The 21,671-nt window shown below is 37.0% G+C and carries 21 protein-coding genes; 12 read left to right on the forward strand and 9 right to left on the reverse strand.

Features of this window, described 5'->3' with window-relative positions; translation table 11 throughout:
• Positions 1–293: 293 nt before the first annotated feature.
• On the reverse strand, positions 294–1,337 hold the full coding sequence (locus R2Q77_RS00540) for a ferredoxin--NADP reductase (protein ID WP_316801756.1): 1,044 nt from the start codon (positions 1,335–1,337) through the stop codon (positions 294–296).
• 100 nt (positions 1,338–1,437) lie between these two features.
• Positions 1,438–2,208, reverse strand: coding sequence for a lytic transglycosylase domain-containing protein (locus R2Q77_RS00545; protein WP_316801757.1), 771 nt, complete (start codon positions 2,206–2,208; stop codon positions 1,438–1,440).
• A 263-nt stretch (positions 2,209–2,471) separates the two neighbouring features.
• On the opposite strand from R2Q77_RS00545, the gene R2Q77_RS00550 reads away from it, so the two are divergent.
• The 5 genes from R2Q77_RS00550 to R2Q77_RS00570 all read left to right on the forward strand — a co-directional run bounded on the left by R2Q77_RS00550 (position 2,472) and on the right by R2Q77_RS00570 (position 6,402).
• On the forward strand, positions 2,472–4,001 hold the full coding sequence (locus tag R2Q77_RS00550; RefSeq protein ID WP_316801758.1) for a pseudouridine synthase: 1,530 nt from the start codon (positions 2,472–2,474) through the stop codon (positions 3,999–4,001).
• A 109-nt stretch (positions 4,002–4,110) separates the two neighbouring features.
• Positions 4,111–5,229, forward strand: coding sequence for a lactonase family protein (locus tag R2Q77_RS00555; protein WP_316801759.1), 1,119 nt, complete (start codon positions 4,111–4,113; stop codon positions 5,227–5,229).
• 11 nt (positions 5,230–5,240) lie between these two features.
• Entirely contained in the window at positions 5,241–5,735 is a 495-nt protein-coding gene (locus tag R2Q77_RS00560) for an SRPBCC domain-containing protein (protein ID WP_316801760.1), read from the forward strand.
• 4 nt (positions 5,736–5,739) lie between these two features.
• Positions 5,740–6,132, forward strand: coding sequence for a hypothetical protein (locus R2Q77_RS00565; RefSeq protein ID WP_316801761.1), 393 nt, complete (start codon positions 5,740–5,742; stop codon positions 6,130–6,132).
• A 93-nt stretch (positions 6,133–6,225) separates the two neighbouring features.
• Entirely contained in the window at positions 6,226–6,402 is a 177-nt protein-coding gene (locus R2Q77_RS00570) for a hypothetical protein (protein WP_316801762.1), read from the forward strand.
• A 162-nt stretch (positions 6,403–6,564) separates the two neighbouring features.
• Here R2Q77_RS00570 and R2Q77_RS00575 read toward each other — a convergent pair whose 3' ends face one another.
• The 5 genes from R2Q77_RS00575 to tilS form a co-directional block, all read right to left on the reverse strand.
• Positions 6,565–7,011 carry a KTSC domain-containing protein gene (locus R2Q77_RS00575; RefSeq protein ID WP_316801763.1) on the reverse strand — a complete coding sequence of 149 codons (447 nt, stop codon included), beginning with the start codon at positions 7,009–7,011 and terminating at the stop codon, positions 6,565–6,567.
• Positions 7,012–7,234: 223 nt separating this feature from the next.
• The gene (locus tag R2Q77_RS00580; RefSeq protein WP_316801764.1) at positions 7,235–9,112 is read right to left on the reverse strand and encodes a beta-galactosidase; all 1,878 of its coding nucleotides are present in this window, start codon (positions 9,110–9,112) and stop codon (positions 7,235–7,237) included.
• A gap of 225 nt (positions 9,113–9,337) precedes the next feature.
• On the reverse strand, positions 9,338–10,480 hold the full coding sequence (gene bshA / locus R2Q77_RS00585) for an N-acetyl-alpha-D-glucosaminyl L-malate synthase BshA (protein ID WP_316801765.1): 1,143 nt from the start codon (positions 10,478–10,480) through the stop codon (positions 9,338–9,340).
• Between the two features lie 211 nt (positions 10,481–10,691).
• On the reverse strand, positions 10,692–11,177 hold the full coding sequence (locus tag R2Q77_RS00590; RefSeq protein WP_316801766.1) for a hypothetical protein: 486 nt from the start codon (positions 11,175–11,177) through the stop codon (positions 10,692–10,694).
• Positions 11,178–12,509, reverse strand: a complete 1,332-nt coding sequence (gene tilS / locus R2Q77_RS00595; RefSeq protein ID WP_316801767.1) for a tRNA lysidine(34) synthetase TilS — start codon at positions 12,507–12,509, stop codon at positions 11,178–11,180. It abuts the gene before it with no gap.
• A 65-nt stretch (positions 12,510–12,574) separates the two neighbouring features.
• Here tilS and R2Q77_RS00600 point away from each other — a divergent pair, with 65 nt between their 5' ends.
• Complete coding sequence (locus R2Q77_RS00600) at positions 12,575–14,836, forward strand: OstA-like protein (protein WP_316801768.1); 2,262 nt, start codon at positions 12,575–12,577, stop codon at positions 14,834–14,836.
• 120 nt (positions 14,837–14,956) lie between these two features.
• On the opposite strand, the gene R2Q77_RS00605 is transcribed toward R2Q77_RS00600, so the two are convergent.
• Together R2Q77_RS00605 and R2Q77_RS00610 are read right to left on the reverse strand one after the other, a co-directional pair.
• A complete protein-coding gene (locus tag R2Q77_RS00605; RefSeq protein WP_316801769.1) occupies positions 14,957–15,553 on the reverse strand; it encodes a non-canonical purine NTP diphosphatase in 597 nt (198 codons plus the stop codon).
• A 58-nt stretch (positions 15,554–15,611) separates the two neighbouring features.
• A complete protein-coding gene (locus R2Q77_RS00610) occupies positions 15,612–16,262 on the reverse strand; it encodes a hypothetical protein (RefSeq protein WP_316801770.1) in 651 nt (216 codons plus the stop codon).
• A 104-nt stretch (positions 16,263–16,366) separates the two neighbouring features.
• Here R2Q77_RS00610 and R2Q77_RS00615 point away from each other — a divergent pair, with 104 nt between their 5' ends.
• From R2Q77_RS00615 to R2Q77_RS00640, 6 genes are all read left to right on the forward strand, one after another.
• A complete protein-coding gene (locus tag R2Q77_RS00615) occupies positions 16,367–16,954 on the forward strand; it encodes a hypothetical protein (protein WP_316801771.1) in 588 nt (195 codons plus the stop codon).
• A gap of 59 nt (positions 16,955–17,013) precedes the next feature.
• Positions 17,014–18,372 (forward strand): peptidylprolyl isomerase, encoded by a 1,359-nt coding sequence (locus tag R2Q77_RS00620; protein WP_316801772.1) that lies wholly within the window; start codon positions 17,014–17,016, stop codon positions 18,370–18,372.
• Positions 18,373–18,377: 5 nt separating this feature from the next.
• On the forward strand, positions 18,378–19,340 hold the full coding sequence (locus R2Q77_RS00625) for a MoxR family ATPase (protein ID WP_316801773.1): 963 nt from the start codon (positions 18,378–18,380) through the stop codon (positions 19,338–19,340).
• 88 nt (positions 19,341–19,428) lie between these two features.
• Positions 19,429–19,965, forward strand: coding sequence for a hypothetical protein (locus tag R2Q77_RS00630; protein ID WP_316801774.1), 537 nt, complete (start codon positions 19,429–19,431; stop codon positions 19,963–19,965).
• A gap of 82 nt (positions 19,966–20,047) precedes the next feature.
• The gene (locus R2Q77_RS00635; protein WP_316801775.1) at positions 20,048–21,073 is read left to right on the forward strand and encodes an LLM class flavin-dependent oxidoreductase; all 1,026 of its coding nucleotides are present in this window, start codon (positions 20,048–20,050) and stop codon (positions 21,071–21,073) included.
• Between the two features lie 42 nt (positions 21,074–21,115).
• A complete protein-coding gene (locus R2Q77_RS00640) occupies positions 21,116–21,607 on the forward strand; it encodes a DinB family protein (protein WP_316801776.1) in 492 nt (163 codons plus the stop codon).
• The last annotated feature ends 64 nt before the right edge of the window (positions 21,608–21,671 follow it).

Raw genomic sequence — 21,671 nt, forward strand, 5'->3', positions numbered from 1 at the left:
AACAACTTATATTAAACGCAAACTTAAATTATGAAAACCAACCGATCTCTTTCACGCAGTGAAATGAAAAACATTCTTGGGGGCCTTGAAACTTATCAGCCGCTGTGTCCAATTTGTTACGATTTTTGCTTCGGTCCAAATTACACTCAAAAAAATTGCGTGGAAAACCCTTGCGCCGTACTTTATGATCCAAACAACCCTGACCCTTGTCATCCGGTATTAATTGATCAATAACAAATAAGGCTGCGAATTTGAAAATTCGCAGCCTTATTTGCTTTAGGATTTTTCGCAAATTACCATTCCAATGTTGTTCCATTCTCTGTAGGATGCCCTGTGCAAACCAAAACCCGTCCTTTTGCAAGTTCATCATCAGTAAGCACTTCATTATAATCCATGCGTACACCACCTTTAGTGCAGTTGGTTACGCAGGTACTACACATGCCCGCATGGCAACTGTAAGGTAATTTTATTTTATGCTCAAGGGCAACATCCAATATCCTCTTAGGCCAGGGAATATCCAGGTGATATTTTTCGCCCTGAAACTTTAAAATAACCGAATATGTATTTTTATCGACTACCTTTTCTGCTGAACCATCATCTTCATCCATTTCATCTTCAGGCAACACAAAAGTTTCCCTTTTAATTTGTTTAATATCGTAACCCATTCCCAATAAAGTTATACGGCATAAATCCATATAAATGATTGGTCCGCAGGTATAAAAAAGGGCATTATCCCGATTAAACTTTAAATGTTCTTTCAACAGCCGCTCTATGTAAAACTTATTTAACCTGGCTGTCATCAGGTTTTTGCTGTTACTGAAAACGTAGATAATTTTTAATCTTTCAGGGTACTGATGCTGCCAATGGCTTAGTTCATCAAAAAACAAGGTATCTTCTTTTGATCTGTTGCTATATACTAAGGTAATTATCGATTTTTTCTCGGTTACCAATGCAGTTTTCAGAATGGAGAATAATGGCGTAATACCAACACCTGCCGCAAACAGGAAAACATCTTTTTCCAAGTCATCAGGCAAATAACTAAACATGCCTTGCGGTTCTTGTGCCAGCAAAGTATCGCCTGCAGTTGTTTTATGATGAAGTAATCTTGAAATTTCTCCATTCTCTACCCTTTTAACCGTAATTGCCAATGGTTCGTTCACATCAGGCGAACTGTTAAATGAATAGGAACGCCTGATTTCCTTGTGCTTTCCTTCAAAAATCAATGAAATAAACTGTCCTGCTAAATATTTAGGATATTCTTTTTCGACAGGTTTTAATTGAAAAGTTATATTTTCTCCTGGCTGGTTAATGATTTTTTCGATTCTCAGTTTATACATTCCTTCAAAAATAAAAAAATTATGCTGTGCAAAATATGAATCATAAAAAAAGCGTCCTGTTTACCAGGACGCTTTACCAAATGCTTGTCTTTTATTTTTATTATTCGGCGTTGTACGCCAATAGTTGTTTAGGCTTTTCATAACCATAACGAACAGGATTTTCCATAATCTGTTTCATAGAAATTAGCTTATAAACGTAACCACCGGTTTCACGGTTCAGTTTCATTTTATAATAATTATCCTGATTCTGATCATTGATTTGCCTGCGTAAACGGCCATCGCCAACATTGTATGCCGCAGCAACCAATGTCCAGCTTTCTAAACCGCTATACATTTCTTTAATGTATTTGCACGCTGCAATAGTAGATTTGCGCAAGTTGTAACGTTCATCAACGTTACCATTAACTTTTAAGCCATACATGCGGGCAGTACCCGGCATAAACTGCCAGATTCCGGCTGCGCCTTTTGGCGATACGCCACCTTGCAAACCGGATTCGACCAGTGCAACGTATTTAAAATCATTAGGAATTCCATAAGCGGCCAGAATAGGCTCAATTATCGGAAACCACTCTGCTGCTTTTCTGTGTAAGCGATGCGTTTGCAGATTACCATACGTGTGGGCTGCAAGAACTTTTTTCATTTTACTTTCTACCTTTTTATCGCCTAATGGCAAGGTTTCTTTAGCAAAATTTAACTGGGCCATTAAAGATACTGATTCTTCTTTCGGGCTTTCAGTTGCGGGTATTGTAGTGTTTAATTTTTCTTCTTTTAAAAGACTTTTTTGTGCTAAGGGCATTTGGTAAGCGAACACTTTTGCCATAATAAATAATGCTGCCACTATTAAAAATGGTACTATGTGTTTCTTTAACATCTTCCTCCTTTTTTTGGTGAACTTATAAAAAACGTTGGCAAAGGTAAAAAATAATAGTCAGATTACCAAGTAGTTACAAAAAATAGCGTCAAAATCAAGCTTTAAAGTACTTTAAACGTGGGTTTTAGATTTTGATTTTTGGTTCATTTTCCCTATATTAGAGGCTATTTTTTGATCAAATTTTTACGCTTCTCAAAATTGTATTATTCATCAATTTTGCATAAATTTGCAGCCCGCATTTTTGATGTGGTTAAAAGCGTATCATGATAAATAAAAACAACAGGAACAGTCGGGATGACAAGTCCAAACCGGGCAACCGGAGAAGCGAAGGCAAAAGTTATTCAGCCGGATCAGAAAAAAAAGGTAGCTCTGAAGACAGAGACAGTAAATTCAAAAAATCATCCGATCAAAGAGAGGGTTCCCGCCCAAGAACATCAGGAGGTAAAGATTTTAAATCAAAATCTTTCGGAGACAAAAAAGATTTCAAACCAAGAACGGGAGACCGTGATTTCAAATCGAGAGAGGGGGAATCAAAAGGCTTCAAATTTGGCGACAGGGAGTTTAAATCAAAAGATTCTACTTCAAGAGGTGGTGATCGCGATTTCAAACCGAGGGAAGGTGGATCAAGAGATTACAAACCCCGAACAGGCGATCGTGACTTTAAATCGAGAGATGGCGGTTCGCGCGATTTCAAACCAAGAGAAGGTGGTTTAAGAGATTTCAAACCTAAAACGGGTGACAGAGATTTCAAATCAAAAGATGGTGCAAGAGATTATAAACCAAGAACAGGAGACAGAGATTTCAAATCTAAGGATAGAGATTCGAGAGATTTTAAACCGAAAACTGGCGACAGGGATTTCAAATCAAGAGATGGCGGATCAAAAGGTTTTAAACCATGGGAAGGTAAATCAGATGGTTTCAAACCAAGTGCCGGAAGCTCAAGAGATGTAAAACCAAGAGAAGGTGCAGATAGCCGACCGTTCAGAAAACGCGAAGAATCGCAACCGAGAGATACTGAATTCAATCGTCCGGAAAGAACAGTTATCGCCCCGGTTCGTAAAACAAATGAAGATAAAGGCTTAATTCGCCTAAACAGATATATTTCAAATGCAGGCATTTGTTCTCGCCGTAAAGCCGATGAACTTATTGCTGCAGGTATTATTACCGTAAACGGTGAGGCCGTTACTGAACTTGGACACAAAGTGGATCCTGCTAAGGACCAGGTTCGTTATAATGGCGAATTGCTTAAACGTGAGAAAAAAGTTTACGTTTTATTAAACAAACCTAAAGATTACATTACCACTACTGACGATCCACAGGAGCGCCGTACCGTAATGCAACTGGTTGATAAAGCAAGTCGTGAACGTATTTACCCTGTTGGCCGCTTAGACCGCAATACAACGGGTTTACTTTTAATGACCAATGACGGAGATTTAGCGGATAAATTATCTCATCCAAAAAACGGAATCACCAAAATTTACAATGTAGAATTGGATAAAGCTTTATCACAAGGAGATTTAAATAAAATCTCTTTCGGCTTGGAGCTTGAAGATGGTTTAATTAAACCTGATAACATTTCTTATGTTACCGGTGGTACTAAAAAAGAAATTGGCATTCAAATCCATAGCGGTAAAAACCGTATTGTACGTCGTATTTTCGAACATTTAGGTTATAATGTAGAAAAGTTAGATCGTGTAGTTTATGGTAATTTAACCAAAAAAGATTTACCAAGAGGAAGATGGCGTTATCTTGAAGAGCATGAGCTTATTCAAATCAAACATCTGATCAGATAATACATTAAAGGCAATCGAAAGATTGCCTTTATCGTTTTTCAACAGTACAGTGTGGCAATGGTTGTTTTTGTTAAGTTTTTCTCATATTTGTTTATATCAATAAATACTTATGAAAAAGATCGGCTCCCTGTTCTTACTTATTGCAATTTCTATTTCTGCATTTGCACAGCAAAAACAAGTTACCTATAACCTTCTTATTGGCACCTATACGAACACAGGCAAAAGTGAAGGGATTTACACTTATGGCTTTAATACCTTAACCGGAGCAACCAAGCTAAAAAACATTACAAAAAATGTGGCCAATCCAAGTTACCTGGCCTTAAATCCGGGTGGTAAATTTGTTTACGCGGTAAATGAAACTGGAAACACCAGCAGTGTTAGTGCTTTTGCTTTTAATGCAGCCAGTGGACAGCTTAACTTTCTTAACAAGCAGGAAAGCCATGGTGCTGACCCATGCTACATTACAGCCGACAACCAGAACGTAATTATCGCAAATTACAGCGGTGGAAGTCTTGCCGTATTTGGGCGCAACACGAACGGCACATTAACTGATCCAAAACAAATTATCCAGCATAGCGGAAAAAGCATCGATCCGAAAGGCAGGCAGCAAAGTGCACATGTGCATATGGTAAAGTTCACACCTGATCATAAATATTTAATATGCAATGATTTAGGCGAAGACCAGGTCTACATCTACAACTACAATCCAACAGCTAAGGATAAAGTTCTGTCCATTAAAAATGTATTAAAAACCAATGCAGGGACCGGTCCTCGCCACATTACGTTTAGCCCGAATGGGAGGTTTGCTTACTTAGTTCATGAATTTAATGGCAGCATTACCGCTTTTACCTATTCGAAAGGGAGCTTAAAAAAAATTCAGGAAATTGGCACAACGGAGAAAAGCTTTAGCGGCAAAATTGATGGGGCTGACATTCACATTTCTGCCGATGGAAAATTTCTTTACGAAAGCAATCGTGGCGATGCCAATTCTATCTCTGTGTTTTCGATCTTATCTACGGGTATTTTAAAACATGTGGAAACTATAGGTACTTTAGGTAAAGGGCCAAGAAATTTTAGTATTGATCCAAGTGGGAAATTTTTGTTGGTAGCCCATCAATACACGAACGATGTGGTCATTTTTAAACGCGATAAAATTTCAGGCAAATTAACCGATAGTGGTAAACGTATTGAAGTTGGTGCTCCGGTTTGTTTGGTTTTTGGCAAATAACATAATTACTTATGGAAAACTTCGATTGGACAAAATTTACCATCAGAATTGCTATTAAGGCCGCTATTGAAGATGTGTACAATGCCTGGACAAAGGCCAGCGAAATTGAGAAATGGTTTCTTAGTGATGCAGCGTTTTATGATGAGAATAAGGTTTTGCTCAGCAAAACACAAAACGTACTAAGCGGCGATAAATACAAATGGATCTGGTACTTGTATGATGATATCGAAAATGGAACGATTACAGAAACGGATGGCAAAAATCACGTTCAGTTTACTTTTGCAGGCGCATGCCTGGTTGACATTAACCTTAAAGAAGAGTTTGAATATGTAATTGTAGAACTGACTCAAAAGAATATCCCGTTAGATGATAATTCAAAAAGAAACATCCGCTTAGGCTGTCACAATGGCTGGAGCTTTTACCTCCTAAACTTAAAATCAGTTTTAGAAGGTGGTTTAGATTTAAGGAATAAAGACAATCGGTTTAAACCTATGCTGAACAATTAAACAGATGAAGGCAGAAGAAATAAACCTGCAATACATGCATATTAAAAACCAAAGCAACCTGGCCAAGTTTTTTATTGCATTTGTATTCTTTTTTAGCTTTATCTCTCTTTCTAATCTAAGTTATTCTGTTCAGCCACAAAAACAACATAACCAAACTGAATACTTTAGCACAAAAATAAGTGCCAATAAAAAATGTACTGTTTCTTACCTTGCCCAAACCTTTAATCAGGTTTTCAGCCTTACATACCTTCATGTTTGCTCATTACTCGCTTTAAATAAGCAAATAACAATCAAATTTATTAACCTAAAGGCGCAAAGCCATGTGCTCAAATCCTTAAAAACACAGCTTCTTCATAAAATAATCATACAATCCTTAAAATTTGGAAGCCCGCTTTAAGCCGTTTCATTTTTAAAGAACGATTTGATTAACCTGCAACCATTTTCTTTTTAAAGGAAATCTTTGTTGCTTATTTATGATAACATGAAGTTTATGAAGAGATTACTCAGGCTAATTGCCCTGGTTTTTCTGCTCAGTTTGGCATCAATTGGCATAGGCTTAGGTGGTGGAGTGCCCATTCCTGCATCTGGCAGAAAAGAAAACGCCATAGAAATTGTAGCCGCATATAAAGCAAATGAGGAGGAGGATGAAATTAACGAAATACCTTAAATAGTTACCATTAAGATTGCAGTCATTTACATCAAACACGCTGAAAGCCTTTTAAAGAATATATCCAGCAGGCGGATATTTCAGGCAGCTATGTAGCTTAAGGTTTATAATGTAAAAGGCTCACCATAAGGTAAGCCTTTTACATCTTTACAAGTTATGTTATTAAGCTGGCTCAGCCACTTTAGCTACGTTACGATAAGGGAAAGAGCTACAGATATGACGGCGGGCAAAACGGCCAGGCGAATCTGCATTGACTAATTTAATATAAATCGCTCTTGGAACATCAAAATATTCGTAAGCACTTCCATCAAAAAACTGAATGTTTAAAACAGATTGCTTGTATTCAAAATCTAAAATGTTAGAGTTTGTAATGGTTTGAGTATATGATTCTATATTTTGCTCACGTGTTTCTGGGGCAATGCTAACCAGGAAATGATACGCTTCGATGATGTCTTTACTTCTGGCTTCAGCCGCTAACCGCTCCTCCTCAACCTGAAATTTATCTGGATGGCACTCTTTCATTAAAGTACGGTAAACCGATTTAAGCGCCGCAAGCTCAGCCGTTTTATCCACGTTTAAAAGCTTTCTGTAATCTACTATTTTTTTCATTTGGCGCAAAGGTACGATTTATAATGATTTGATTTTGAGAAAGTTTTGTTTTAACAATTATTTATTATACACTTAAAAACCTGCATGGAATTAAATATTTTGAAAAACAAGCAATTAGCTTATAGAAATGGTATAATTTAAAAATCTTACACTGGGTTTTAAATTATACCACATAAAAAAACCCGTAACTATTCGTTACAGGTTTAAAAAAAGTTTTTAATTTTTATTTTGGCAAACCATTTTCTGGCTTCACCTCTTCCAAAATCGGAGTTTCTATAGATTTAACAGAAGTATGCATTACATCGTTTTTCTGTTCAAAAATTACAATGTCATTTTTACCTTCTTTTAACCAGCAACCTGGAACATAAAGTGTTTGCTGAGGACCAACGCTCCAGTAACGACCGATATTAATCCCGTTAATAAACACAATACCTTTACCCCAGTCGCGCATATCAAGAAACGTATCACCTGTTTTTGTTAAAGAAAAACTCCCTTCATAAACAGCAGCTTTCCCTGCGGTTGCTGTATTTTTAGCTGCATTTAAATTAGGTACAACATCCATTGGCAATTTATACATATCCCAGTTCCCTGTAATGGTTTGTCCGTTAATAATTACCGGAGAAATAATACCTTTTGTGCTGTTGATTATTTTCGAACCATAGTTAATGCGCCCCATATTTTCGACAACAATATCTAAAACTGCGTTGAATGGGATATCGATATCACAGTCGTATTTTTTATAGTAGCTGTTTAGTTCAGCAACTTTAGTTCCGTTAACATAAACAATGGCATAATCGCGCAGGCCAGCCAACTCTAACTTACCGTTAATGGGCTGATTAAACTTTTTACTGTACCAAACATAACCATGTCCCTGGTTTAGTTCTTCAAAAGTTAATGGCTTATCACCATTAACTGGTGTAACCTTGCTTTTTATATCCTCTAAATCAACTGCTTTTGTTAATGAAATATTTGGAATGGAAATTACCGGAATTTTGGCAGGAACCGCTGGTGTTTCAGGTTTTTTAAGCAAATCTCTTAAAGCATTATATTTTTCAGTCGCCCATCCGGCTTCGCTTATTGGAGCGTCGTAATCATAACTGGTTAAATCTGGTTGGATATCGTGCTTGTTATCGTAGTTTGCACCTGATGTAAAACCAAAATTTGTACCTCCGTGCACCATATAATAATTAAAAGATACCCCGCCATCTAAATACTTTTGAGTTTGTTTAACCACCGATTCAGTAGAAACTTTAGGGAAAGGTTCTGCCCAGTGATCTAACCAACCAGGATAAAACTCTGCAACCATATAAGGCCCTTTACCATCGTGGTATTTATTTACCAGTTCTTTAAGTTTAGTTACATCGTCTTCGCCATTTGCAGTTGGTAAAGCACCCGGCAAGGCACCACCTTCAAAAAGCCAGCTTCCATCCGAGGTAAAAAACGGCACATTAAAACCAACATCTTTGAGCTGCTGAAATACAGCAGCACTATATTTTTTATGGTCTTCTAAAGAAATATCTTTACGTTGCGCTACGTAAGAACCAAATTCATTTTCGCCCTGCACCATTACAATTGGTCCTCCGTTGGTAACTAATAGATTTTTAACCTGCCCATACAGTGCAATAAAATACGCTTTTGTAGCTGCCAGGTATTGAGGGTTGTTACCACGGATAACCATACCCGGCACTTTTTGCAAAAACCATGGATAGCCGCCAAATTCCCATTCGGCACATACATATGGTCCCGGGCGGAGAATAACAAATAAGCCTTCTTCCTGGGCCATCTTAATATACTCAGCAATATTCCGGTTATCTGTTTTAAAATCCCACACGCCTGGAGCAGTTTCATGGTAATTCCAGAAAACATAGGTAGCAACAGCATTTAAGCCCATTGCTTTCATCATTTTTAAGCGATGGCGCCAATACGGCTTTGGAATACGTGCATAGTGCATCTCTCCGCTATGGATTTGCACCGCTTTACCATCTAACAGAAAATTACCATCGGCAATTGAGAAGGTGTGTTTTGAGTCTTTTTTTGTTTGAGCATCAACATTTGCTGCAAAAGTTAACAGCAGTGCAATAGCAATAAAAGTGGTCTTCATTTGTGTTTAAGTTGTTACAAAGATTTTTCTTATCCGGCGATAAAACCGAAACCTTGAGTCTATTTTGTTTTTAAAAATCATGGGTTTCACCAAAAAACCTCTTTTTTTCTTCTGAAAAAGACAAACGTTTGATCTTGTCCTACGCCATCAAAATCGAAGGTTTTTTTTTCACAAAACAGCCCTCAAAGCCTAAATATAAGCTTTTAACCTACTTAAAACCAAATTCTAATATTTTGCCTGTAAAGAATTTTCGATCACTTCTTTATAAAAATCGACATAGGATGGCAGGATTTTTTTCAGGTCAAAATCCTGCGCTCTTTTAAATGCGTTTTCTTTAAACTGCTTTAAAGTAGCGTCGTCTTTCAAAATTTCAATTGCGTGAGCACTCATATCTTCGATATCGCCAACATTACTCATAAAACCGCAAAAGCCATCTACATTTAGTTCTGGTAAGCCGCCGGCATTGGTGGTAATTACCGGAACCTTACAAGCCATGGCCTCTAAAGCGGCCAATCCAAAGCTTTCAGATTCAGATGGCATTAAAAATAAATCGGAAACAGAGAGGATTTCTTCAATGGCATCTTGCTTGCCTAAAAACCGAACATGATCGCATATGCCCAAAGTACGGCAAAGCTGTTCATCATAAGCCCTTTCCGGTCCATCACCCACCATTAACAATTTTGATGGAATTTCGGCCTGTACTTTTTCAAAAATCCGGATGACATCGGCTGTTCTTTTTACTTTTCTGAAATTACTGGTATGGATTAAAATCCTTTCGTTGTTTGGTGCAATTGCTTTTTTAAAATGATCTTTTGCCTGTAAACTGAAACGGCTAAAATCTATAAAATTCGGAATCACTTTAATATCTTTGGTAATTTCGAAATGTTTGAAGGTATCTTCTTTTAAATCCTGGGATACAGTGGTTACACCATCGCTCTGATTAATGGAAAAGGTAACCACAGGTTTATAGGTTGGGTCTTTACCTACCAATGTAATATCGGTACCATGCAAAGTTGTAACTACCGGAATATGAATGCCGTAACTTGCTAATATTTGCTTTGCCATAAATGCTGCAGAAGCATGCGGAATGGCGTAATGTACGTGCAGTACATCCAGCTGCTCAAACCGGACAACATCTACCAGTTTACTGGCTAAGGCCGATTCGTATGGCGCATAATCAAACAAAGGGTAATCCCGAACGGAAACTTCGTGGTAAAATAAATTCGCAGAGAAGAAATCAAGCCTTGCGGGCTGGCTGTAGGTTATAAAATGAACCTGATGGCCTTCGTTAGCCAAAGCTTTTCCCAATTCTGTTGCTACCACGCCGCTACCGCCAAAGGTGGGGTAACAAACAATTCCTATCTTCATTTGTAAAATGTATTGTTGTTAGCACAAATGTAGCCGATTTTAGTCTATTATGCATGTCGGTATAATGCAATAATAATGTCGAGGCATTAGGTAGAGATTCCGTGATTCAAAAAGAAAAAAAGGAAGATAATTTGAAAGAAGAAAGGCAATTAAGCCTCGTTAATGTTTAACCCGAAAGTGGCAGAAACAGGCTGTTTTAATAACCAGTTGATTAGATTTTACTCATTTCATCCTTAATAACCAACAACAATTCATTTGGTCTTTGTGTACCGATAAAATACTCCAAACCATCACGATCCGTTAGCACCACAGCATCTTTGCCCGAAGAATAAAAACGGATGGTCCCTTTAGTATGTAAATTATAAACCGGGTTATTAAAAAAATAGCGGCTGTAAATACCCTTACGAACATCAACAATACTATTTAAATCTATCTTTACTCGTTTAGTTGTCCATAGCCCATCTAAAATCAGGCTTTTATTATCAACAACTATTTTATACTGGATTAAGAACAGTAAAATCATAGAAACACCAATAATACCGAAACCTACTACTAAGAAAAGATCTTGTGTATTGTCACGATCGCGTTCATAAACATAAGCAGCAAAACAAAATGCAGCCATAATCAGCCTGATAAATATGCGAACATAGTCTCTGCCGATGTATTGTTTTTCTATATAAGCGTACTTGTTTTCCAATTAATTTATTTTGAGTTCGAATATAGCAACTTTTTTGGTTGCCTTGGTTAATTTATAGCGGTTATCCTGTCGCATACCAGCAACCCAAATCACCTCACCATTCCCGTTTATAAGTAAGGGTGTTGTTTCCTTTAAATGCAAAGGTAGTTTCTCATCGATAAAAAAGTCGCTTATTTTCTTAAAATTCCGCATGCCCAGGGGAATAAATTTATCTCCCTGTTGCCAGCTCCTTATTATTAATGGAAAAATAAGTTTATCAAGGTCTGCAAATGCTTTATGTTTTACCGTTTCAAAAGTTAAATTTTCTGAAAAAGATATTTTGATTTCATTATCCAAAAAGGCCATTTTTTCTGTTGCCGGATGGATGATTTGATGTGATTCATTTACCCGATTTTTTTTAACAATAATCAGATGTGTACGATCGATAATAGCCTGATGGCTTTCGCTAAAAAAATGTTTGCCACTTAAACCATCAACCGATAGCAGGATTTCATCAACAACTAAACTCGAAAAGTTAAAGGGCTTTAATAACTCAAAAAGTAATAAGTGCTGAGGTTTCAATCCAGCTATATCGTTCAGAGAAATATAAACACCATCTGCTTTATTCTTCAGCAATTTAATTGATAAATTTTCAACCTGGGTTTTCAAAAAAGTTTCAATTTCCGAGAACCGTGCAATGTTTTGGGCGAAGGTGTTTTCCAGGTTGGGATTAATTTCCTTCAAATGCGGAACAACTTGTAAGCGCAATTTATTTCGGGTATAATCGGTACTGAGGTTAGAGCCATCTTCAACAAAATCAATATGATGATCCTCAATAAGCTGGTCAATTTCTGCCCTCTTCAGAAACAGCAAAGGCCTGATTAAAAAATCCCTTTTCGGTAATATGCCGTGTAAACCACTAATGCCCGTACCCCGTATAAGATTGATCAATACCGTTTCTACAGCATCATTTTGATGTTGGGCTAATGCAATATAGTTATAACCTTGTGTTTTCCTTATGGTTTCAAACCATTGATAGCGTAAATCCCGTGCGGCCATCTGTGTAGAAATTTTATTTTCTGCGGCATATTTTTTGGTTTCAAAATGCGTTACATAAAACGGAACATCAAAACTATTGCTGAGCATTTTAACAAAATGTTCATCACGCTGTGCTTCCTCACCACGTAAATTAAAATTGCAATGCGCTACACCAACACCAATATCCAGGGCTTTAAAAAGATGCAGCATTAATACCGAATCCCGTCCCCCGCTTATGGCCAGGAGCACTTTATCATCTTTAGTAAACAACTGCTCTTTGCTGATAAAATCCTGAAATTGCTGTAAGGGTAACATTCATCAAAAATATTTAATTTTAACTGTTATTCCGAACGTTCGGAACAAAAAACTAACTTTGTAGGGTGCAAAAATTATTTGTCTTTTTATTTTTTCTAATTAGCCCCGTTTTATTATTCGGTCAGCAAAAAGGTTCTGTTATTAAAATTCTTTCTTACGCTCACATTCAGGGTAATACAAAGACTAAAGCTACCTACCTCAGAAACCCTGTTTTCCAGCAAGATAATGCCACCCTAACTTGCGATAGTGCAATTTATTACAGCGAACGCAATTATTTTGAAGCTTATAAAAATGTACACATTAACCAGTTGACTACCGATATTTATTCGGATCAGCTGGAGTATGATGGAAATAAAAAACATGCCCATTTAACCGGAAATGTTAAAATGATTGACCCAAAATCGGTTTTAACAACTAATATTTTGGATTATGACATGGTTAGTAAAATTGGAACCTATACCACAGGTGGGAAAATTGTAACACAGGATGTAACCCTGACCAGTAAAAACGGTTATTATTTCAACATCAGCAGCGATTCTTATTTCAGGTATAATGTGGTAGTGGTTACGCCCCAGGCTACTATAAAATCGGATACCATGCGCTATAACCTGGATAGTAAATGGACTTATTTTTATGGCCCAACTAACATTAAAGGCAAAGACGATAATTTATACACTGAAAATGGTGCTTATAACACCAATACCGAGGATGCTTACTTTGGCAAGAAAAATTTATATACCCAGGGTACGAGATCTTTAAAAGGCGATAGTTTATATTATTATGGCAAAATTGGTTATGGTAAAGCTGTAAAAAACATTGTTTTTTCTGACACTAAGGATAAAATGAAAATGTTTGGGGATTTAGGCTATTATTATAAAATAGACCAGCGAACATTGGTAACCCGAAATGCTTATTTAGGAATAGGAACGGAAGATTCGGTTTTAGTTAAAGACAAAAAGCGTCCGGATAGTTTATGGCTTGGTGCCGATACGCTGGAAACTCAAATGGTTTTACAGAAAACAATAAAACTAATTCCTAAAATATCCATCAAAGCGGATAATCAGGTGGGTGATGATGATGAAGACGGCGGTGCGAAGAAAGACAAAGGCGAACCTAAAGTTGGAAGTAGTGCCAAAGATATGGAGGAGAAAAAAACGGCTGTTGACCGGAAAGAGGGAAATAAAAAATCTAAAAATAAATCTAAAAACGATGATAAGATTGCAGATAAAGTAGATGTGCTATCAAAAAAGCCCCTCGACAGTTTAAAATTAAAAACAGATTCTATACCAATTATTTTGCCCAAAATTAAACTGGATAGCGCCAAAAAAGAAACAATTTTAAAATCCAAAGTTGATTCTATTGCAAAAAATCTCCCCAAGGGAAAAACAGACAGTATACTTAAAACCGTAAATAAAAAAACAATTACTGAGCCTGTAAACAAGCTGATTAATAACATTAAAACCGTAGGTTTAAAAACGGACACCGCAAAATTTAACCCTGCAGATACGGTTCAGTCAAGGATTATAAAGGCTTACCATGGTGTAAAAATTTATAAAAGTAATATACAGGCAAAAACGGACAGTTTATTTTATACCAGTGGCGATTCTACATTGCGCTGCTTCATTAACCCCATTATCTGGTCGCAAGGGTCGCAGCAAATTGGTGATACCATTTACGTACAATTTAAAAAGAACAAATTAAACAACTTACAAGCGTTCAGGAATGCCTTTTTGGTAAATACACCGGCTGATTCACTTCGTTTTAACCAGATTAAAGGAAGATCCATGACGGGTTTCTTTAATGATGGAAAGCTTAAAAACCTTTATGTGGATGGAAATGCGGAGAGTATTTATTACACACAAGACGATAGCACCAAGGTATATAAAGAAATGAACCAAACGGTTAGTAGCCGGATAAAGTTTGTTTTTAAGGATAATGATATTGAGGACATTATTTATATTAAAAGCATTGAAGGTGCTTTAAACCCCGAAAACACTGTAAAAAAGGATAATGTATTAAAAGGCTTCTCCTGGAAACCAACGGAAAGACCAAAATCCAAGAAGGATGCTATTGGTTCATCAGAAAAGATGATGCGTAAAAGCAAAGCGAAATTGCCCGCTAAAAAGCCGGCAACTACACCTGCAGCAACGGCGAAACCTCCTGCATCTGTACCAAAAATAAATGTTGTAAAAGATTCAGTTGATAAAGCGAAACCTATATCTAAACCTTTGGCTAAGCCCGATACTACAAATTTTGGGATCAAACCAATTTTTCCAAAAAAGGATACCACCAAGGTTATTCAGGAAAAAGAGTTGAAGGTGCAGTAAACGCGTGCCTGATTCAACAAATTTCCTTGCTTAATTCGAAACTTGCTAAAAAACAGCTTTCCGATTAGATTGGCTCAAGAAACTGCTGATTTTTTTTTTAAAATCAGCAGTTCATCATTCTTAACTTGGTTCAGAATCTTTCGCCTGTTGTTTCAAAAAATCAATCATCTTTTTTAAGGCTATGGCCCGGTGGCTGATCTTATTTTTTTCTTCCAGGCTCATCTCGGCAAAAGTAATATCATATCCGTTGGGCTGGAAAATCGGATCATAACCAAACCCTTTAGTACCGCTTAAAGCTGTACGGATGGTGCCTTCAATTACGCCTTCAAACAAATAACTTTCGCCATTATGCATCAACGAAATTATCGTTTTAAACCTTGCATTTCTATTTTCAATACCTTTAAGTTTTTCTAAAACAAGATTAATGTTATCCATACTGTCCCTGGTTCCAGCATAACGGGCTGAATATACACCCGGCTCGTTATTTAAAGCTTCTACCTCAAGGCCACTATCATCGGCAAAACAATCCAAATCGTAATGCTCTACCACATATTTACTTTTCAATGCTGCATTACCGGCAAAGGTTTCTTCGGTTTCCAGAATATCGGTAAAACAACCTATATCTTCTAAGTTGAGCACCTCATATTTACCCTGGAGTGCGGCACGGATTTCTTCTGTTTTATGTTTATTATGGGTTGCGAAAACTAATTTATTCATAAGGGTAAGTGATAAAATTTTGGTTAAAGAAATAGAACGAAAAAACTGCGGATTGTTGTTAAAGTTTTTTCAAATTTCCCCAAAGAGATTTTTTAGCGTTTAAATCACCGTCCAGTTCATGCAGTTCGGGTGCAAAAATCATTCTGGTGGTTTGGTGCAAAATGATTTCATTTTGCCAGATTAGGTTTAAACTTAAATCAGTTGTGGCCACGCCAAAGGCAAGCATCAGTTGTGGTTTAAAAAATTGATGCAACTCCACAAAATTAGTCCCGGTATAACCGGCGTAATTGAGTAAGGCAAAATCAGGCGTTGCAAGCTCAACAGCTTTAACAATTTTCCGGAGTAATTCTCTGCCAGCTTCAGTACTTACGTCATTAGTTTTATCGTTAACTAAAATCAGCACGGCCTTCTTATTTCCACCCAAAAATTTAAACACTTTATCGGGTGCTGGCTCTTCTACAACAGGTGTTTTTACGCTATTTTCGGGATATTCTCTAACCGCTCCCAAAGCTTCCACCCTTGAAATCTGTTCATTTTCAACATTTTGAGCAGCCTGCTCTGGTAGGGTTTTCAAACTGGATACAGATTCAGAAACAGGCTCTGCACTAACCACAGGCTCTATTTTCACACTTTTATCTTCTACTAAAAAAACTTCATCAGTAAAAAATAAACGTAAAGCATTAGCATTGTTGGTAACCTGGTTTTCCATTCGTATTTTTGCAGTATAATAATTTCTGTTAAAATTAGTTAAATATCTTATAATAGCGCCGCTAATTGTTACTTTTATCCATTAAAATTTATAGAGTCTTCAGCGTGAGAAAAGCTTATTGCTTGTTTGTTCTTAGCCTGGTTTGCCACATTTCTTCTGCACAAAATGTGGCTACAATTAATGGCAAAACATTAAGCAGTAAGGAGTTTATCTGGACTTACAAAAAGAGCCATAACGGGAACATCAGTTCTGATTATGAAAACTTAAAGGCCTATTTAAATTTATACATTAATTTTAAATTAAAAGTTTTGGATGCCCGGGAAATGGGTTTGGATAAAAACCCCACCTATATTGACGAAATTAAAACTTACGAAGATGCTTTAGTGAGCCACAAAAAGACTACAACAAGCGATAAAGATTTAAATTATTTAATAAACGAATACCGCGAAGGTGTTTTAATGTTTAATGTATCTGAAGAAAAAATCTGGAATAAAGCCCAGGAAGACGAACAGGCCATTAGCGACTTTTATACAAATAACAAACAAAACTACAACCAACCATTAGCTGAAATAAGAGGGCGTGTTATTGCCGATTATCAACAGCTTTTGGAAGAAAAATGGCTTAAAAGCCTTAAAGATAAATACCAGGTTAAGGTTAACGAAAATGAATTGAAAAAGCTTGCCAGGCTGTAACCGGAAAGCATTCGTTAATTAAACCATTAATATTAAATTTGCAAAATATAATAAATAGAATGAAGAAAGTTTCTTTAGTAGCAATTGCTCTAATTAGCATGTTTTTTAATGGCTTCGCCCAAAAGCATAATATTGATAAAGTTGCTGCTGTAGTAGGTAATAACATCATCCTGCTATCAGATTTAAATCAACAATACACCCAATATCTTTACCAGGGCAATCCGCCTAATACCGATATTAAATGTAGAATTTTACAAAACACTTTAACACAAAAATTGCTGAAACAACAGGCAGAGATTGACTCTGTTATGGTTGAAGACAGTCAGGTAGATGACGAGGTGAGCAAGCGTATGCGTTACAGCATGCAACGTGCAGGTGGCCAGGAGCGTTTGGAGCAATTTTTAAATAAATCTGTGCTTCAGTACAAAGATGAGATCAGACCATCGGTAAAAGATGAGTTAATTGCTCAAAAAATGCAGGCTAAAATCACAGAAAACATCAATGTTACACCAATGGAAGTTGAAAAATACTTCAAAACTTTAGGAGATAGTATTCCTGAGTTTAATACAGAGGTTGAGGTTGGTGAAATTGTTTTAAACCCGCAATTAAGCAAAACCGAGAAACAAAGGTTCCGCGATAAAATTGAAGCTTTACGCTTACGTGTTAAAAGTGGCGATGATTTTGGCGTTTTAGCAAAAACCTATTCTGAAGATCCGGGATCATCTGCTGATGGTGGTGACTTAGGTTTCTTCGATAGAAGTACCATGGCTAAAGAATTTACCGCATGGGCTTTTAAATTAAAAGCTGGTGAAATTTCTCCGGTTTTCGAAACAGAATTTGGTTTCCACATTTTGCAGGTTATAGAACGTCGTGGAGAACAGGTACATGCCCGCCACATTTTAATCAGGCCTCAAACTACACCTGAAAGTTTAACACGTTTAAAACTTCATGCAGATAGTATCTACAATAGAATTGCAAGCAATAAATTAACTTTTGCTGCTGCTGCAAATTTATTTTCTGATGATAAAGAGACTAAATATAACGGTGGAATGATGCTTAATGCTGAAAACGTACAATCCAGAAGTACCATTATTCCCGTTGACAAACTGGATCCGGCTGTATTCTTAGTGATCGATACCATGAAAGTTGGCGGCATTTCGAAACCAGAGGTATTTTCATCTCCTGACGGAAAACAAGGTTACCGCATTTTATATTTAAAATCTAAAATACCACCACATAAAGCCAACTTGGTTCAGGATTTTCCAAAAATCAGAGATGCTGCACAAAGTGATAAAATTAATCGTACTTTAAGCGAGTGGTTTGAAAAACGTCGTGAAAGTACTTACATTAAAATTGACGACGAATTTAACACCTGCAGCGAATTAAAAATCTGGACTAAAAACACAGCCGCAAAATAAAATAAATGCAGTACAAGAACGAAGTAGAAGCTGTAGATGCGCTTCACCAATCTTTCAACAATATCAAAGCCGAAATCGGCAAAGTTGTAGTCGGACAGGATGATGTCATTAAATCGGTTTTAATCGCCATTTTTAGCAATGGGCATTGCCTGTTGGTTGGTGTACCCGGATTAGCCAAAACTTTATTGGTACAAACGGTTGCTTCTGTTCTTGATCTTAACTTTAACCGCATTCAGTTTACACCTGATTTAATGCCAAGTGACATTATCGGTGCTGAAATTTTAGGAGAAGACAGGCACTTTAAATTCATCAAAGGGCCTGTCTTTTCTAATATAATCCTGGCGGATGAAATTAACCGTACACCGCCAAAAACCCAGGCCGCCTTATTGGAAGCCATGCAGGAAAAATCGGTTACTGCAGCTGGACAAACACATATTTTACCCAAACCTTTCTTTGTTTTAGCTACCCAAAACCCAATTGAGCAGGAAGGTACTTATCCCCTGCCCGAGGCGCAACTGGATCGTTTCATGTTCAATATTCAGCTTAATTACCCTGCTTTTGCAGATGAGCTCAATATTGTTAGAAATACGACGAGCAATAAAAATGTGCAACTGCAAAAAATTATCCATGCAGATGATATTCAATATTTCCAAAAACTGATTCGCGATATTCCTGTAACAGATAATGTTTTAGAATATGCGGTTAAATTAGCCTCTAAAACCCGTCCTAATAGTGAATTTGCAACCGAAGCAGTTAATAAATACATCAGCTGGGGTGCAGGCCCGAGGGCTTCTCAGTTTTTAGTTTTAGGCGCAAAATGCCATGCAGCCATTTCTGGAAAATACGCCCCCGATATTGAAGATGTTCAAGCTGTAGCCGAACCGATTTTACGCCACCGCATTGTTCGTAATTATCGTGCAGAAGCCGAAGGCTTATCCATTGAAAAAATCATTAAGGACCTTTTATAAGCTCCTTAATCGAGATAGTTGTTTTTCTGAGATTGTTTAATTTAATATCTTTAAACCTGTAACCGTTTAAAATTAAAGAACAATCCCTATGAAAATTAAAACATTCACCTTTATCTTATTTTTACAGCTATTAACTTTAGCCGCACTTGCACAAAAAAATGCCGGGTTAAATACTTTATTAAACAAAAATACTGAATTCATTTTCCCTCAAACGCCTGATAAAATATCGGCCGCTTTAAATGCAAAAACTGTGTTCTATGAAGATGCCAATGAAGAACAATATGCTAAATGGCTCACCAAATCGGGCTTAGAACTTTATTGCAGTCTTGGCAAGGACAAAAGCATTAACGAAATGTTTTTCGACATTCCGGATGATAAGTTTTTGGTTGTTTCAGGCTTGCCTTTTGGCCTATCCATGAACAAAACTACCCTTCAGCAGGGTGTAGCCAATTTTACTAAGTACAAAGCGAAAAAGGTAAAACTTGGTGACGACAGCACATTTTCGGGCGGCACAAAACTGACTTTTAAAAAGGAAAAACACTATGTTACACTTCTTTTTGACAGTAAGAATCTTTTAAAATCCCTGTCTATCACAACCGAACTTATTGATCCTGCCGCCAATTAATTTTAATTTCTTACCATAGGACAATTGAGCCTTCACTGGGCTTCCTTAACTTGCACCTATAAATATTTTGAAAGGAAAATATATGGAAATTGGAATAGATAGCTTCGCGGCTGCCATGTTCGACCGCGAAACAGGTTCTTCGATTAGTAATGCTGATGCTTTAACTCAATTATTAGACCGGATTGAACATGCAGATCAATCCGGACTTGATGTATTTGGAATTGGAGAGCATCATCGCAAGGAGTTTTTGGATTCGGCACCTGCTATTATTTTAGCTGCTGCAGCTGCCCGAACAAAACGAATTAAATTAACCAGTGCGGTAACGGTTTTAAGTGCTGCTGACCCAGTAAGGGTATTTCAAAATTTTGCAACTATCGATTTAATTTCGAAAGGCAGGGCGGAAATGGTTGTTGGGCGTGGTTCTTTTATAGAATCTTTCCCTTTGTTTGGTTTTAACCTCAACGATTATGATGAGTTATTCTCTGAAAAACTGGATCTCTTACTTAACATTCAGCAAAATGAAATCGTTAACTGGTCCGGAAAGTTTCGTCCTGCGCTAAAAAATCAGGCCATATATCCAAGGCCTTATCAAGATACCTTACCTGTTTGGCTTGGCGTTGGTGGTACGCCAGAATCCTTTGTTAGAGCTGGGGTTTTAGGTTTACCATTAATGGTTGCTATTATTGGTGGCGAAACACATCGTTTCCGTCCTCTTGTAGATTTATACCGCGAAGCCGGAAGAAAAGCTGGTCACCCGGAAGAAAAATTAAAAGTTGGCCTCCACTCTCTCGGTTATTTAGCCGATACTACAGCACAAGCAATTGAAGAATTTTATCCGGGTTATGCCGAAACCTTTACCAAAATTGGTAAGGAACGTGGGTGGCCACCGGTAACCAGGGCCCATTTTGATGCACAGATGGGGCCAAAAGGTGCTTTATTAATCGGTAGCCCCGAAGATTTAGCAGAAAAAGTTATGCGCCACAGTGAGGCTTTGGGCGGTATATCAAGGGTAACTTTTCAAATGGATAATGCCAAACTTTCGCACGGACAATTAATGAATGCAATAGGATTATTGGGTAGCCGCTTATCGCCAATTATTAATGGCTAAATAATAAATCAATCATCAGGACAAAAAATTATATTTGTTTTGATGATTGATTCTAACAAACTGACTGGTGCTGTTGCAGCGCTTTTAGACGAATATAAAAAAGCGATTGATGAGCTGATTATAACCATCAGTCCTTTAAACCCTTTGCAACTTTCCGAAATTGTTAATCCTACTGCCACAGATGAAGATTCGAGATCGGTACAAAATATTTTAAGCCATGTGCTTTCTTCCATTTATAGTTATTCTGTTTATATCGAAAATTCGATTGGTTTGGATACGGTAAGGCCAGAGCGTTTTATTGCCGATGATGTACGAGAATATATTATACAGCTAAATTCAGGTTTTGAATATTCTAAAAATCTGTTTGTACAAAACCCAAATATTATTTTAGAAGTGGTTGATGGCAACAAAAAAATCAATACCCGCTGGGGCCAGCAATACGATGTGGAGCAGTTAATGGAACATGCCATTGTTCATATTTTAAGGCACAGAAGACAGATCGAAAATATAATAAAACGTAATTTTCAGGCTTGATTTATTTTCATTAATTCGTAATTCATTGAAAATAATTATCTTTGCACCAAGAAATACTAAAATG

The organism is Pedobacter nototheniae (genome assembly GCF_032678625.1).
GTDB lineage: Bacteria > Bacteroidota > Bacteroidia > Sphingobacteriales > Sphingobacteriaceae > Pedobacter > Pedobacter nototheniae_A.

Excerpts from the sequence above, each read along its gene's own strand:
- R2Q77_RS00540 (WP_316801756.1), bottom strand. The coding sequence starts at position 1,337 with ATGTATAAACTGAGAATCGAAAAAATCATTAACCAGCCAGGAGAAAAT.
- R2Q77_RS00560 (WP_316801760.1), top strand. The coding sequence starts at position 5,241 with ATGGAAAACTTCGATTGGACAAAATTTACCATCAGAATTGCTATTAAG.
- bshA (WP_316801765.1), bottom strand. The coding sequence starts at position 10,480 with ATGAAGATAGGAATTGTTTGTTACCCCACCTTTGGCGGTAGCGGCGTG.
- R2Q77_RS00570 (WP_316801762.1), top strand. The coding sequence starts at position 6,226 with ATGAAGAGATTACTCAGGCTAATTGCCCTGGTTTTTCTGCTCAGTTTG.
- R2Q77_RS00605 (WP_316801769.1), bottom strand. The coding sequence starts at position 15,553 with ATGAATAAATTAGTTTTCGCAACCCATAATAAACATAAAACAGAAGAA.
- R2Q77_RS00625 (WP_316801773.1), top strand. The coding sequence starts at position 18,378 with ATGCAGTACAAGAACGAAGTAGAAGCTGTAGATGCGCTTCACCAATCT.
- R2Q77_RS00620 (WP_316801772.1), top strand. The coding sequence starts at position 17,014 with ATGAAGAAAGTTTCTTTAGTAGCAATTGCTCTAATTAGCATGTTTTTT.
- R2Q77_RS00555 (WP_316801759.1), top strand. The coding sequence starts at position 4,111 with ATGAAAAAGATCGGCTCCCTGTTCTTACTTATTGCAATTTCTATTTCT.
- R2Q77_RS00640 (WP_316801776.1), top strand. The coding sequence starts at position 21,116 with ATGATTGATTCTAACAAACTGACTGGTGCTGTTGCAGCGCTTTTAGAC.
- R2Q77_RS00630 (WP_316801774.1), top strand. The coding sequence starts at position 19,429 with ATGAAAATTAAAACATTCACCTTTATCTTATTTTTACAGCTATTAACT.
- R2Q77_RS00565 (WP_316801761.1), top strand. The coding sequence starts at position 5,740 with ATGAAGGCAGAAGAAATAAACCTGCAATACATGCATATTAAAAACCAA.
- R2Q77_RS00545 (WP_316801757.1), bottom strand. The coding sequence starts at position 2,208 with ATGTTAAAGAAACACATAGTACCATTTTTAATAGTGGCAGCATTATTT.
- R2Q77_RS00575 (WP_316801763.1), bottom strand. The coding sequence starts at position 7,011 with ATGAAAAAAATAGTAGATTACAGAAAGCTTTTAAACGTGGATAAAACG.
- R2Q77_RS00580 (WP_316801764.1), bottom strand. The coding sequence starts at position 9,112 with ATGAAGACCACTTTTATTGCTATTGCACTGCTGTTAACTTTTGCAGCA.
- tilS (WP_316801767.1), bottom strand. The coding sequence starts at position 12,509 with ATGTTACCCTTACAGCAATTTCAGGATTTTATCAGCAAAGAGCAGTTG.
- R2Q77_RS00550 (WP_316801758.1), top strand. The coding sequence starts at position 2,472 with ATGATAAATAAAAACAACAGGAACAGTCGGGATGACAAGTCCAAACCG.
- R2Q77_RS00635 (WP_316801775.1), top strand. The coding sequence starts at position 20,048 with ATGGAAATTGGAATAGATAGCTTCGCGGCTGCCATGTTCGACCGCGAA.
- R2Q77_RS00610 (WP_316801770.1), bottom strand. The coding sequence starts at position 16,262 with ATGGAAAACCAGGTTACCAACAATGCTAATGCTTTACGTTTATTTTTT.